Annotated in this window: 9 protein-coding genes and 2 pseudogenes; 3 read left to right on the forward strand and 8 right to left on the reverse strand. The window is 34.4% G+C overall.

Annotated features, from left to right (window positions below):
- Positions 1 to 811: 811 nt before the first annotated feature.
- On the forward strand, positions 812 to 2,095 hold the full coding sequence (locus ACP6PM_RS21650) for a Vgb family protein (RefSeq protein ID WP_426588280.1): 1,284 nt from the start codon (positions 812 to 814) through the stop codon (positions 2,093 to 2,095).
- Between the two features lie 534 nt (positions 2,096 to 2,629).
- Here the strand turns inward: ACP6PM_RS21650 and ACP6PM_RS21655 are convergent.
- From ACP6PM_RS21655 to ACP6PM_RS21675, 5 genes and pseudogenes are all read right to left on the reverse strand, one after another.
- Complete coding sequence (locus ACP6PM_RS21655; protein WP_426588282.1) at positions 2,630 to 3,685, reverse strand: aldo/keto reductase; 1,056 nt, start codon at positions 3,683 to 3,685, stop codon at positions 2,630 to 2,632.
- 517 nt (positions 3,686 to 4,202) lie between these two features.
- Positions 4,203 to 5,258 (reverse strand): type II toxin-antitoxin system antitoxin DNA ADP-ribosyl glycohydrolase DarG, encoded by a 1,056-nt coding sequence (gene darG, locus ACP6PM_RS21660; RefSeq protein ID WP_426588284.1) that lies wholly within the window; start codon positions 5,256 to 5,258, stop codon positions 4,203 to 4,205.
- A gap of 350 nt (positions 5,259 to 5,608) precedes the next feature.
- Positions 5,609 to 6,148 (reverse strand): annotated as a pseudogene (gene darT, locus ACP6PM_RS21665) (type II toxin-antitoxin system toxin DNA ADP-ribosyl transferase DarT).
- A 337-nt stretch (positions 6,149 to 6,485) separates the two neighbouring features.
- Positions 6,486 to 7,289, reverse strand: a complete 804-nt coding sequence (locus tag ACP6PM_RS21670) for an SDR family NAD(P)-dependent oxidoreductase (RefSeq protein ID WP_426588286.1) — start codon at positions 7,287 to 7,289, stop codon at positions 6,486 to 6,488.
- A 521-nt stretch (positions 7,290 to 7,810) separates the two neighbouring features.
- Positions 7,811 to 8,839 (reverse strand): hemolysin family protein, encoded by a 1,029-nt coding sequence (locus tag ACP6PM_RS21675; protein ID WP_426588288.1) that lies wholly within the window; start codon positions 8,837 to 8,839, stop codon positions 7,811 to 7,813.
- 49 nt (positions 8,840 to 8,888) lie between these two features.
- Between ACP6PM_RS21675 and ACP6PM_RS21680 the strand changes: the two genes are divergently transcribed.
- Complete coding sequence (locus ACP6PM_RS21680; protein ID WP_426588290.1) at positions 8,889 to 9,791, forward strand: DMT family transporter; 903 nt, start codon at positions 8,889 to 8,891, stop codon at positions 9,789 to 9,791.
- Positions 9,792 to 10,050: 259 nt separating this feature from the next.
- On the opposite strand, the gene ACP6PM_RS21685 is transcribed toward ACP6PM_RS21680, so the two are convergent.
- Entirely contained in the window at positions 10,051 to 10,446 is a 396-nt protein-coding gene (locus ACP6PM_RS21685) for a hypothetical protein (protein ID WP_426588292.1), read from the reverse strand.
- A gap of 77 nt (positions 10,447 to 10,523) precedes the next feature.
- On the reverse strand, positions 10,524 to 10,655 hold the full coding sequence (locus ACP6PM_RS21690) for a hypothetical protein (protein ID WP_426588294.1): 132 nt from the start codon (positions 10,653 to 10,655) through the stop codon (positions 10,524 to 10,526).
- A 1,075-nt stretch (positions 10,656 to 11,730) separates the two neighbouring features.
- On the opposite strand from ACP6PM_RS21690, the gene ACP6PM_RS21695 reads away from it, so the two are divergent.
- Positions 11,731 to 14,211, forward strand: a complete 2,481-nt coding sequence (locus ACP6PM_RS21695; RefSeq protein WP_426588296.1) for an ATP-binding protein — start codon at positions 11,731 to 11,733, stop codon at positions 14,209 to 14,211.
- A gap of 121 nt (positions 14,212 to 14,332) precedes the next feature.
- Here ACP6PM_RS21695 and ACP6PM_RS21700 read toward each other — a convergent pair.
- Positions 14,333 to 14,912, reverse strand: a pseudogene (locus ACP6PM_RS21700) (IS66 family transposase); the annotation flags it as partial.
- Positions 14,913 to 15,144: the final 232 nt, after the last annotated feature.

Raw genomic sequence — 15,144 nt, forward strand, 5'->3', positions numbered from 1 at the left:
TATTACTATCTCTAATGCTTTGCAATGGAGATTACAATATAGAATAATTATTGAGCAGGCAGTAATAGGAAATGTCGTTGGAGTAGAAAATATTCTGAATTAAAACTGTTATATAGCAATTCCGACAAAAAGTACAAAATTAGTTTGTTTTAGAGAACAGGAACAAAAAATATAAATTTACCTCATGCTTACTGAAAAACTCTATAATATCTATAATCATTTAAACAGCTAAAGTTACTATAATCACTAGAACAAATGCGTAAAAGCTGGAAAAATATTTACCCTATATTTAAGGTTTTTTCTTCCGAGAAAAATGTCTATTGTGAATTAAATTTTTATTAATTCTTAGCTCTATCGTCGTTTATTGAGTTAGGTTGAAAGTTGAGTATCTTGAATAGCGATCGCTCAGAAATTTTCTGCAATTATTACTACTCCAAAATCAATCAAATACAAAGGCTTGCTAAAAGAACAGAATTGTGCATAAATAATTAATATAGAATCTGGTTGAAAAATTGTCATTGCGACGGAAGGGAAGCAATCTCCTAAACCTCTGATATTCCTTCCTTCCACGGAGTGACCGTCGCAATGACTACAATAACTAATCATCCAGATTTGATAGGACTTACGCAAAGAAACCGGGTTTTTAAGATAAATCGTTGTTTTTAACAATTAATATTGACAAAAAAACCCGGTTTCTGGGTTCACATGGCTTTAGTCCTGTTTGATCTAAAAAACCTCTAATTATCTGACTTAAACAGTCGGTACTGATAACTGATAACTGATAACTGATAACTGATAACTGAAATAACTCATGCTGGAAATTATTGACCTGTTTGACGAAAACTTCTATTTAGATACTAATCCTGGTATCGCAGAAGCAATAAATAATGGCATTGTTCAAAGTAGCTTCGACCACTTTATTCGATTCGGTCAATTTGAAGGACGAGACCCTAGTATTTTTTTTGATACTGATTTTTATTTAACCAATAACCCTGATCTTGTTGCTTTAGTTCAACAAAATTCAATTACTCCCATTCAACATTTTATTCAAGTTGGTCAACTAGAAAATCGTGACCCTAATCCTCAATTTAATACTGGTATTTATCTACAAGAAAATCCTGGAGTTGCTGATGCAGTTCAACAAAATTTATTGACTTCTATAGAACATTTTGTTAACTTTGGCATTGCTGAAGGTCGGTTATTTTCCCAAAATTTTATCGGTACAATATTTGATGTTGTTGTTACCAGTGCTGCTAATAATGGAAATAGTGCTGCTTTGCGTTTTGATGGTTTAACTGGTAGATTTATTGGTGAATTTACTAATGGCGGAGGATTAACTGACCCTAGAGATATTGTCCGAGAAATTGATGGATCTAATACTGTTTTAATTAATGGTGGAAATGATGATGTTTTACGTTTCGATGCGACTACAGGAAATTTCATCGAAACATTTACAGAATTTCCTGAATTAAATGGTGGAGGTTCTGTTTTTGGACCTGATAATAATTATTATGTAGGAGCGCGTTCTTTAGGAGCAATTTTACGTTTCAATGGTCAAACAGGAGACTTTATTGATGAATTTATTCCCTCAGAATTAGTAGATTTTCCCAGAGGTTTTGTATTCGGTTCTGATGGTAATTTTTATTTAGGAAATGGTGCCGATCCGACAACAGGTGGAGGCGGGGGTACAATTATTCAATATGATGGTCTCACTGGCCAAGTGTTAGATCCTAGTTTTGTTAATGATCCTGAGTTAAGTCCTCTAGATGTGATTAGTGGTTTGGATGGTAATATCTATGTCAGCAGTGAGTTTCCTTTTGGTCAGGATGATTCCGTAGGTACGGTTCGTGTCTATGATATTAATACTGGAGCGTTGTTAGATGTGCTTGATGCTGGTGTGGATGTAGAGGGAGTACCAATATTGGATGCGCCAAGGGGTTTAGGTTTCGGACCGGATGGTAATCTTTATGCTAGTAGCACTGGTACTGGTAGTGTGGTTCGTTTTGATGGTACAACGGGCGATCTTATTGATGTGTTTGTTGAGTTTCCTCAGTTGAATGGTCAAGCATTAAATTTCGTTCCTGCCGAAAATTAATGTAGTTATGATTACAGTGCAATAACTTTGTAAAACCTAACCCCCCAACCCCCTTCCCTGCAAGGGAAGGGGGAGAAACTCCCCTGTCCTTGCAGGAGAGGGGTTGGGGGAGAGGTCTTAATTTATGAAACTTACCCGCATTTTTAAGCTAGACGGACTACTACAAGTAATACCAATTCTCAAAAGTATTACTATACTTAGAAGCTGGCACAAATAACTTTCTTTCATAACTGAAGTTACCAAATATCAAGTACAGGACTTAGGCAAAATGTGGAATCATACACCAATAGTAGGGGTTAACCGCCGTTAACCCCTACTATATATAGTGGTTATGCGTAAGTCCTGAAGTATTTGCTCCAACAAATAATATTTAGAAATATAAAATCCAAGTATAGCAAAGTTTATGGTAATTGGTATAATAGTAATACCATTTCTAAATAGTAGTGCCATATTTGATTGCCATCTCACCACTCCCTACCTCCCCATCTCCCCATTACAAAGATATATAGCAAACTTTTTAAGAAATGGAATAATTTAATCCATTAATTGTGAGTAACGATGATTTTTAATTTTCTCAAATGCGCCATTATAAGCAAAGTTTCTCACCATATCTGCTTTAAAGAAATCGTGTGGAAAACCCAGTTCGATTTGACTGACTTGATCTAATTGCTGAATTTGTTCGGGGGATAATTTCACCTCGACGCATTGGAGATTATCTTCAATGTGAGAAATTTTTCTAGCTCCAATAATTGGAATTACACCTTGGTTTAATAACCAACTTAAAGCTACTTGTGAGGAACTTTTTCCTATTTGTTGAGCAACTTTATCTACTTCTTGAGCAATAGCAATGTTGCGATCGCTCCGCTCCAAAAAACCTTTCATCATTTCACTATCTAGTCTCCCCTCTTCTGAGGTGGCATTAGCTTTGGTATATTTCCCACTCAACCAACCACCAGCAAGAGGGGACCAAGCAGTAACACCGATATCAAAAGTACGAGACATTGGTAAAAGTTCTCTTTCTGGGGTGCGCTGAATTAAACTATATTCGATTTGCAAACCAACAAATTGAGTCCATCCCCTTAATTCTGCCAAGGTATTACATTGAGCAACAACCCAAGCAGGTGCATCGGAAATACCGATATATAATACTTTTCCTGCTCTCACCAAATCGTCAAATGCTCGCATTACTTCCTCAGCAGGGGTCATAAAATCCCAAATGTGCAACCATAACAGATCGATATAGTCAGTATTCAGACGTTTGAGACTAGCTTCTACGGACTGCACCATATTTTTACGTTGGTTTCCGCCACCATTAGGATTATTATCTCCCAAACCGTTAGTGTATTTGGTTGCCAAAACAATAGCGTCTCTTTCGGAGGCAATAAATTCACCAAGAAATTTTTCACTGGTGCCATTAGTATAAACATTAGCAGTATCAATGAAATTGCCGCCTGCTTCGCGAAAAGAATCGTAAATTGTTTTACTTTCTTCTTGAGAGGAACCCCAACCCCAGTCGTCGCCAAAAGTCATTGTACCTAAACAAAGTTCCGATACTCTTAAGCCGCTTTTTCCTAATAATTTGTATTGCATTTTGTGTTTTGCCTGTTTTTCTATTCAACTTGACTCTTATATTTTTACCATAAAGTAGGGCTTTGTTGTAATAGCCATACAACATCCGTTCCACTTTTCGGTTGCCAGAGCCGACATAAAAGGTGAACCTAGTAGCAGCTATATCACCCTATTTCTATAGATTGATGCTTTATTCATTTGTTGGCCAATAGTTAAATGACTCAAAGCCTTGACAGGCATAAGTTTCAGCCTTTTTTTTGTCAATTTTTTATCAAAGAAATTTAGCTGCTCAAAGCCTTGGCAGGTATAAGTTTTAGCTTTTTTTTAAAAGAAGAAATAAAACGCGGAATCCATAAGTTTTCATACAACAAAGCCATAAAGTAGTAGAAAATTTATCTCTTGAAAGCTTTTGCCTAATTTTTCGGGACTTACGCAATCCAAACCAAGAAACCGGGTTGATTGCTTAATTACTGTCTCTCAAACCACCAAGCTTCGTTGATAAACCCGGTTTCTGCGTAAGTCCTCTTTTTTTTAAAGATTATTGCTTTGTTGCAGATATATCGACAAACCAATTTTCCTGTTTAAGTCTTTCCCATGCTTTCTTTAGATGACTGGGTTTAAACAGTTTACGTTTTCTTTCATTCCATTCTTGTACTAAGGCGATCGCTTTGTCACTATCTTCTGCTGCTTGAGGATCTTCTTTTGTAACTACCCAATGAATTGTTGCCAGCATTTCCATCCCGTAAGGAGTTTCAAACCCAGTAATTAAATTACTAACTCTTTCCAGACGTTCGTTAGCTTCGGGATGCTTTTCTAGATAACTATGAGCTGCATTTCTTCCGTCTGGTAAAACATACATTTGTGAGTGCTGACTTCTATCTCGATATCCCTTAATAAAATGACCATCTAATGCTTGTAGAACATGATTGAGATTATCAGCATAAGGACCATAATGATGTTTTTGATAACGTAATTTTAATGGTTGTTCAGCTTCCTGAAGAAAATAAGCAAGTTTCTGAATTTCAAGTTTGGTTAAACGATAACCTGGAATTGCATACAACTCTAGCAGACGGATAAATAAAGCGCGAGCAAGAGTCATGCGGGTTTTTTTGTTAGCGACTTTAATTTGGTCAGCTACTGGTGCGCCTACTGGTTCAAAAATTACAACCCGAACATCAGGAAATTCAGCACAAGCATTAACTATCATCGGTTTGATTACTTCCCAATTTAAACCACCATTACCACATCCTAAAGGAGGAATAGCGATCGACTGAATATTGAGCTGTTTTACTTCTTTAATTAAAGCTTTTAATCCAGATTCAATATCTTCTATTTTTGATTTTCCTTTCCAGTGACGTTTGGTAGGAAAATTAATAATATATCTGGGAAACAACTTCCCTGTAGAAGTAGTAAACATTTGCCCTGGTTGTAGTTGTTTGGCATCACAAGCTTTTTTGTATTGTTTGAAGTTTTCTGGGAATGCCTGTTTAAATTGCAAGGCAATACCTTTCCCAATCACACCAACACAATTAACTGTATTAACGAGGGCTTCTATATTTTCTTCTAGGAGATTGCCTTGCTTAAATTCAACCATTTTTTTTCTTTAAATAATTTCGATTTTTTAATTATTTATAACTATCTACAGCAATCAGGAATCAGACGTGAGAATTGAGGTGTTCCTTAAAAGGATAGAATATAGCAGTTATCTTATGAATAAGATACATTTTCTTCTTCCCAGTTAAGTGTTAAGTGTTAAGTGTTAAGTGTTAAGTGTTCCCTAAAAGTCTCCAATATCTCACAACTCAAATCATATTTCTATACTAATAGATCATTAAGAATACCAATCATAATGTATTTTTACAATAGGTTTATCCTCCTGATTTTATCAAGGTTTATCATCCTGATTTTCTAATATTTTCTGGACGTTTATTTTCATATAGTCATTTACAACACCAATTTCTTAACCAATGTCCAAGGGCAAAATTTGTGTACTAAAAATTCAGCTTGTCGGCGACATTTGCGACGGTTATCCTCATCCGTATCAAACCAATATTTTGATTCCATTAATTCCCAATCAATGATATCCCCTAGCAGTTCAAGATCCTCACAAAAATCAGAGTAATCCATAACTGCATGACCATCAGTAAAAACAAAATCTAAATTTGAGTTTGCTATTGCTTATATTTCTACAACTAAATAAATAATTTAACTTTCACCATCTTGATAACCTAGCGCATTTCCTTTGTGGATAGTAAAAAGCATTGGTGAACGAGGTGCAAAATAAAAAGGAACATAATCATGGAGTACACCTCATGCCACACAAGGAACTCTTTTTGTTGCCCTTCTATATTGAATTTGTTCATGGGCAATATTTGTATAACTAACTTGTTTTTCCTTAAGTCTATTAAAAGCAGTTAATTCACCATAATTTAGAATATAAGTCAGATTATTAAGATGAGTAATATGGTATATCGGAGTATACATTACTTATAAATTTACTACAATTTTCAGACTTTCCCGACTAATAAATCATTAGGTACAAATAGGAAAAAAAGATATGCTTAGGAAATAATAGCTAGGAATAACCAACCATGACATTATTTGTCATTGCTCTTCCTTTCAAAATATTTTCATAAGCAACTCTTTCTCAGCTATCAATTATATCATGTCTACCGATATTGTTTGTGTAAACCCAAGGGTGAATATATACAGGAAATTTGAGTTTTTTTCCAGGTTTTAAGCCTTCTTGTTTCTCTCCTCAATAACCAAAGCTTTCTTGCTTTTTCCTTACCTTAGAATACTGATGCTACCGGACTTGATATTACTCTAAACTCTTTCCCATCATAAACTGAACTAAACCAGGGAATAACCGATAAGTTTCTGTTGCTAAAACAGCCGGACCTACTACTACTTCAGACTGGTTATTTTTAACAACATTCCAGATAGCTTCAGCAATATCTTTTGGCTGACTAACAAAATTAGATTCTAAAGCAAAATTCATTTGTTGGCGACTAGCTTCTACTCCCGAATTATCTCCACCTCGAAACTGCGCTCTTTCCAGAAAATCGCTATTAATAACCCCTGGTTGTACAGAACTAACATTAATTCCTTTTGACTCTAATTCCAAACGCAAAGTATCAGTTAATCCAGTAACTGCATATTTACTAGCACAATAAGCAGTCATTTTTGGCAAAGGCATTTTTCCACCAAAAGAACCAACATTAATAATTGTTCCCGATTTTCTTGACAAAAAATGGGGTAATAAAGCTTTAATTGTATTCACATAACCGAAAAAATTGACATTCATTAACTGTTGAAAATCTTCTAAAGTTGTATGTTCCATTTCACCAGTCAGACAGATACCAGCATTATTAACTAATACATCAATTTTTTCATAGAATTCTATTGCTTTTTGCACCAAATATTCTACTTGTTTAGCATCAGTAACATCAGTAGGAATAGCTAAGGCAGATTTACCAATTTTTCTCACTTCATTTGCTGTTGCTGCTAATCTATCTAACTTTCTAGCAGCTAAGACAACGTTATATCCTTTTCTCGCAAATAAAAGTGCTGTTTCTCTACCACAACCTTGAGAAGCACCAGTAATTAAAACAGTTGGCAGCATAATTTTTTGGAGAATCTTCAAAATTTTAAATTTGTGATAATTAGTGTAACGTAATTCTCAGGGAAAAGAAAAGTTGACCGAAAAAATTTGTTCAGAGCAATTATATTTATAGGAGTTACGCAAAGAAACCCGGTTTTTATAAGAAATCTTATGTTTTAACAATAGACATCTGTGAAAAACCGGGTTTATGGGTTCGGTGTATAAGTCTTGATTTAGATAGTTAATCAATCTTCTTTATTAGAAATTTCCATAAAATTAGGAAACCTTTTCTCTGACCTATGTAAGGACGTTCCATGGAACGTCCTTACATTTTTTTCACGCATCTGACTTCACCCGGAGGTACTGATAACTAATAACTACAGGACTGATGTACAAAAAAGAAAGGTTTATCAAAAAATCTCACTCCTAACTACTCCCTACTCCTTTGTCTAGCAGAAAAAAGAAAAGTTTATCAAAAAATCTGACTCTTAACTACTCCCTACTCCTTACTCCCTACTCCCTACTCCCTCGTATAACTGAAATTACTCATCCTTTAATTTTATCTTTCCTCTCATTCTTGCCACAACTTGTAAATCAATACTTTTATCAGTTTCATCCACAATTTCACCAGTTAATTCTTCTAACACATCCTCCAGACTTACCACTCCCGACATTCCCCCATATTCATCTAAAACAACCATCAAATGTTGACGATATTTCTGAAATTCTTTTAACAATATATCCACCCTCAATGTATCTGGAATAAACCTAACATCTCGCATAAAATCAGAAATTTTTTGGTTGTCTTTTCCTTCAATCATAGCCTTAAGTAATTCATGTTTTAAGACCATACCAAGTACGTCATCGATAGAATCTCCTATGACAATAATTCGGCTATGTTGAGAACTAATAATATCTGATTTAACCTCAGCTAGAGTTGAATCACTATGTAAATAAGTTGTCGCTATTCGAGGAGTCATAATGTCAAATGCACTTTTATCATTTAGCCGAAATACTCTTCTAATCATTTCAGCTTCATCACCTTCAATTACCCCCTCCTGATATCCTATTCTAGTCAAAAACATTATTTCTGCTTCATTAGTAGTGGGTAATTTTTTTCCTTGAGTAAAAGGTGATGTGATTTTTTCCATTAACCAGACTATCGGAGTAAATATAAAAGTTAATCCCTGCACAGGTAAAGCTATAGTTAAGGCAAATCTCATGGCATAGCGTTCCCCAAGAGTTTTGGGAATAATTTCGCCAAAAACTATTACTAAAAATGTCAAAATAGCAGAAAAAACTCCTAACCAAGCATTCCCTAAAACTGAAGCTGCTATATTACCAATTAAGATACTGCCAACAATATTAAAAATGTTATTAATAATCACAACAGTGGCAATGGGGCGGTTAATTTTTTTCTTAATTACCCACAGTGCTAATGCTGCTGGTTTTTTAGGCTGCACTAACTGTTGTACTTTAATAGGAGAAACTGAAAGTAAAGCTGTTTCAGTAGCAGAACAAAGGGCAGAACCTATGAGAATAATTAAAACTATAATAGTTAGCTTTAGCATACTCAACTAATAATTGGATAAACTTAATCATACCATTTTTTATTTACTTATGAAACCTTCTAACTGGTTAATTATATTAGTTCTAACTATCGGTGTTTTGGCAATATCTACTGGTGCAATATTAATTAGGTTGGCAAGTCTGTCTGCGGGAATGAGTGGGATAGGGTTTAGTCTCGTAATAGCTGCCTCGCGGGTGGCGATCGCTTCTTTACTATTATTACCAACATGGTCAAAAATTAAGTGGCAAAACCTCCAACCAGGGGCAATACTCTATGCAGGAGCAGCGGGAGTTTGCCTCGCCACTCATTTTCCTCTTTGGATTACTTCTTTATCTTACACTTCGATCGCAGCTTCTACTACCCTAGTCACAACTAACCCCATCTGGGTAGCTTTGTTGTCATGGTGGTGGTTCAGGGAAAGACTTTCTCGCCGGACAGTTATTGGTATAGTAGTAGCTATGACTGGAGGATTAATAATTGGTTTAGCTGATATTAGTGGGGCAACTACGGGTAGTAACCCTATTCTGGGAAATTTTTTAGCCCTTATGGGAGCTTGGACAGTTAGTTTCTATATGCTTCTGGGACGTGAAGCTCAAAGCAAGGGGTTTGGTATTGGGGGCTATATTGTGGTAGTCTATAGTGTAGCTGCAATTGTATTATTGCCTATTCCTTTAATTTCGGGTGTTGACTACTTTGGTTATTCTGGTTTAGTCTATTTTTATTTATTATTAATGGCGTTAGTGCCTCAATTAATAGGACATACAAGTTTTAATTGGGCAGTCCGTTGGGTTTCTCCTACTTTGGTTACTTTGGCAATTTTATTTGAACCTGTTGGAGCCAGTTTTTTGGGTTATTTATTATTCGGCGAGGTGCCTTCTCTAATTGTTTTATTGGGAGCAGTTATTTTATTAGTTGGAGTGGCAGTTGCTGCTGTGGGTTCTCAACAAAAATAGACGGAGACTGTAGGGATTTATATTAATGGATAATTGATAATTGAATTAGGGATTCCTAAGCTTACAGCACTTTTCATATCGATGAACCACATTAAAAAAAATAATAACCTCGTAGGGAAATTGTATGCAAAGTCCCTAATTTGTGATTTTCTGAAATGAAAAGCGCTGTAAAAAGCTGTTAACTAACTTCCTTTGCAGGAAGCTAGCTGAATGCTTACAAAAAACTTAGACTAATCCCTACACTATTCTGCCAAAAATCCTATTTTGTTTCTGAAATAATCTGTTGATTCTGGAAAGTTATACCCTTAACAAGTTTAACTAGAAACTGTTGTAAAAATTGAATAGTTGCTCTCATGTTAGAACCATGACTAACTGCCCAAATATTTGTGATTAAAGAACAGCTAGCAAATAATAAAAGAATGAATGTTTGGATTCTAACTACTCCGACAATAAACCAGCTTCCGACATGAAGGATAATCATTAAAGCATAAAAACTGGCTACTAATGCCATTAAGTTAATTTCTTTTTTGGGTCGATGGAGGACTGTAAAAATTATTGGCTGTAAACTTGCTAGTACATTCATAGGTACTAGCAATCCACAAATTGCTACACAATATAGATGTGAAAATTCGATTATGTTATTGAAGTCGAACATCTTATAAATCTCTCTTTATGGTTGATGAATTCTGTACTTTTATTAGAGTGTCATATCAAAACTCAGAAAACAGCTTTTTACTTTTTTGTTTTTTGCTTTTTTTGAACTGAATCAGTCCAAAAATTAGTAAACATCATTAGCATTCCTCCAAGAAAGATAGTAATTGCCATTCCAGCAGGAATTACAGTTTCCCAGTCAGTTGTTTCCATGTACTTCCTAGTTTATTTAGTCAAGGGATTTTAGCAATTATACCTAATATGTTATTAACTATTATGTGATTATATTAAGATTTATAAAAAAATATTAAGCTGACAAAAAAATTAAGGAAGGTTTAAGGTTAATTTATGTATACTATAAAAACATTTTTATAGTTCAAAATCGATTAACTAAATTTATGAAAATGTATGAATATGATATTCGGATAATTAAGTATCTAAGCAAAATTATTTACCTATTTTAATTCTCTGTGCTTTTTAGAAGGCAAAGAATTCAGCTTGTATAGATGTTTAATTAGGGTTTGCGCTCAAAAGTCTTTTAGTAGGGGTAGGGGTAGGAGACAGGAGAAATGGGAATTTAGAGGAGGTAGGAGTAAGAATTGTCCCTTGATTTTTCTCCCCAATTCTTGCCTAAAATATTAACTTTTTGAGCGTTTTCAACTGAAAACCAGGCACTTTTTTTGATTCCAAAAAGGCACTTGTATTTATATGTCAATGCTGTTAGATTTGATCGGTAAGTCCTAATTAATTTTGTACGACCACTTAGTTATAAAAAGCATAGTTTCTTTCTACATAGGTAATATTCATTCTTATCCTTTGTTCTTTGTTCTCTATTGACAATTACATATAAGTATTGAACTGAAGATGATATAACTGCCAGATTAGATTTAAAGTCATAGAATAGGTAAGCATTCAGGTATTAACAGTCAGATTTTTCTAGATCGTAATGCACTAATAGCTTTTTGATTAATGAGTAAGATTAGCTAATCTGTTTTGAAAGTAACTTTTAATTTTTGCTCATCAATTAATTAGGGTGCATCTCAATTTTCAAGAAAGCCAAAAATTTATCGCTTTTAGGGAATAGGGAATAGGGAACAGGGAATAGGAAAAAAGTATTTTTGCAACGATTGAGATGCACCTATTAATTATCCTTTTTCCCAGATAATAAATTAATATCTGACAGCTAAGAGCTGACGGTTGTTTGCGTAGCATTCCGCAGGAAATGCTTTACCCAAATATTCAAGTGTATCATCATTAATCCTGTAAAAGTAGTTCCAATTTTACTAATATGAACAATAAGCAAATTAGTGAAGCAAATCAATATGAACAAGGAGATTTAACTAACCAATATCAAGAACAAATTCATTTGTCGGGTCACATTCAACCTCACGGCATATTATTTGTTTTAAAAGAACCGGAATTAACAATTTTACAGGTAAGTAATAATACTTTTGAACTATTTGGCATACCTGCTCAAACATTACTAAATCAAAACTTAAGTGACTTTCTCGACCAAAACCAAATCGATACAGTTAGAAAAAGCTTAGAAAATAATCCGGTATTAAAAACACTAAACCCTGTTAAATTATCAGTTAAAAACAGAGATAAATCTTTAGTTTTTGAGGGAATAATTCATCGTTCTGAAAAGAACTTAATTCTTGAATTAGAACCAGCAATATCTCAAGAAAACATTTCATTTTTAAACTTCTATCATTCCGTCAGAGAAGCAGCATCAAAAATGCAAGGTGCTTCTAATTTGAAAAATTTATGTCAAATTCTTGTAGAACAAATCAGAAAAATCACAGGTTTTGACAGGGTAATGGTATATAAATTTGATTCTCAAAACAGTGGCTCTGTAATTGCTGAAGACAAAATAGAAACCATACAAACACTGTTAGGATTAAATTACCCAAGTCTAGATATTCCGCCCCAAGCAAGAAAACTATTTCAGGTAAATTGGCTCAGATTAATAGCAGATGTTAATTCTCAACCTGTAGAAATTTTACCAAGCAATAATTCAATTACCAATAAACCTCTTGATTTAAGCTTTTCTATTTTAAGAAGTGTCTCACCTTGCCACATAGGGTATTTAAAAAATATGGGTGTTGCTGCTTCCATGTCTATATCTTTGCTGAAAAATAAAAAATTATGGGGTTTAATTGCTTGTCACCATAATTCAGCGAAATATGTACCTTATGAATTAAGAGCAGCCTGCGAATTTTTAGGACAAACAATGTCTCTAGAAATTCCTTATCAAGAAAAAAATGAAGACTATAACTATCGCTTAGAATTAAAATCAGTCAAGAGTAAAATAATTGAAGATATTTCAACTTCATCAAATTTTATTGATGCCTTAGTTGAATGTCAAAATCAACTCCTAAATTTGGTCAGTGCGGAAGGAGCAGCCGTAGTTTCTGGAGACCATTTTCATTTAGTAGGTAAAACTCCACCATTAATAGCTATTCAAGAATTAATTCCACAGATAAAAGAACAGTTTAATAAAGAAGTTTTTTCTACAGATTCTTTTCCTAAATTTTATCAAAAATTCAAGAAATATAAGGATTTAGCTAGTGGGTTACTAGCAGTTTCAATATCTTCAGCTCAAGAAATTTATATTTTGTGGTTTCGATCGGAAGTAATTAAAACTATTGATTGGGCAGGAGATCCTAAACCAGAGACAGAAACAGAGTCTAATGGTGAGATTAGATTATGCCCTCGCAAATCATTTGAACTATGGAAAGAAACTGTTAAATTAACATCTTTACCTTGGAAAAAGTGCGAAATAGATGCTGCCTTAGAACTGAGAAATGCAATTATTAAAATTGTGCTTAAACAAGCAGATAAGCTAGCAAAATTAAATTCTGCATTGCAAAATTCAGAAGCAAAAGAGAGAGAAAAATCGGCTCAATTAGAACAGACATTAAAAAAATTACAATTGACCCAGACACAATTAATCCAAAGTGAAAAAATGTCGAGCTTAGGCCAACTAGTAGCAGGTATTGCCCATGAAATTAATAACCCTGTTAATTTTATCTATGGCAACATTGAGTATGCAAATAATTATTCCCATGAACTAATGTACTTGATTAAACTATATCAAAAACATTACCATCCTCCTGCGGCAGAAATTGAAGCAGAAATTGAAGAAATAGATATAGAATTTATTCTAGAAGACCTACCTCAACTATTAAAATCTATGAAGGTAGGTACAGAGCGGATTCGTGAAATTGTCAAGTCATTACGCAATTTTTCCAGACTTGATGAAGCAGAAAAGAAGCCAGTTAATATTCACGAAGGAATAGATAGCACTTTATTAATACTTAATAATCGATTTACTCCTAAAGTTGGTAAAGAGATTAGTTTAATTAAGGAATATGGTAATGTTCCTCTGGTAGATTGTTATGTGAGTCAGTTAAACCAAGTATTTATGAATATTGTGGTAAATGCAATTGATTCTCTGGAAGAAGCACAAGCAAAAGGGAAATTTTCTCAATCAAATCAAGAGGAAATTCCCAGCATTAAAATTCAAACAGAAGTTAAAGAAAAAACAGTTGTTACTATTAGCATATCTGATAATGGTAGAGGGATGACAGAAGAAGTAAAGCAACAAATATTTGACCCTTTCTTTACTACAAAACCTGTAGGTAAAGGTACTGGTATTGGGTTAGCAATTAGTTATCAAATTGTGGTAGAAAAACATGGGGGTCGTATTTTTTGTAATTCTCAATTAGGAGAGGGAAGTGAATTTATAATCGAGATTCCTATTTAATAGAATACTCGGAAATTTAAGAGTCTATAAAAGTAAAGATTCAGGTGAGAGCGATATAGCTGCCGCTAGGCTCCGCCAACACCTCACCAATTAAAGTCTAGTATTATTGCTGGTAAGGATTTTAGGTATGAGATGTGGGAATAAGAGAAAGACCTGATAACTTCTTGTTATCAAAGGCGATATGACTGACGCCACGCTCCGCGAACGCCACCAGAGACTGCTCAAAGAAATCAATAACGGAACGCTCCTGGCGACGACAAGTTTGCACTACAGTCAATCTTCTTGGCTGTGTGTTGAAATCGTTCCATGCTTCTGGAGCCACCACTAATTTTTCGTTTCGTGATAGCTAATCGTAGGGATCTGTGTGCCAGATTATTGTCCGGAGGAACCTCTGGGTGAAGTAGAAAATACCACCATTGGTCAGCTTTCAGTTTGAGGCTGCGTAACAACTTTCCTGCTTCATAACCTGCTTTGTCACTCCACTGCTTGAGGGTTAACTCCACCTTTTCTTTAAACCCAGCAGCCCAGTGATGATAAATATGAGAATCTTGATTTTGTTGCCAGATTCGATAATGATGAAATCCTTGGTCAATTAAGTCTTTAAAAGCCTTGCCAATCTCCTGGTTATTTGCCCCTGGCAGTTGCATTAATCTTTGAAAATGACAGCGTAGATGAACTAAACATTTCTGTTGAGCTATAATAATCTTCGCTGAAGAAATGAGGTGATTTAAAAAATATCTGTCGATCTGTAGAATTTAAGATAATACTAAATCCGGTTAATTGCACATAGAATCTGGTTATATGATATGTGTTTATAATTGTATAATTACTCCAATATTTAATCTCCCTATCTCCTCATCTCCCTCAGCTATAATAATAATTATTCAACCAGATTTGATATAACTCTTATTTTAAAAATCGCGATCGCTTATG

Source organism: Dapis brunnea BLCC-M229 (genome assembly GCF_050015995.1).
Classification (GTDB): domain Bacteria; phylum Cyanobacteriota; class Cyanobacteriia; order Cyanobacteriales; family Microcoleaceae; genus Trichodesmium.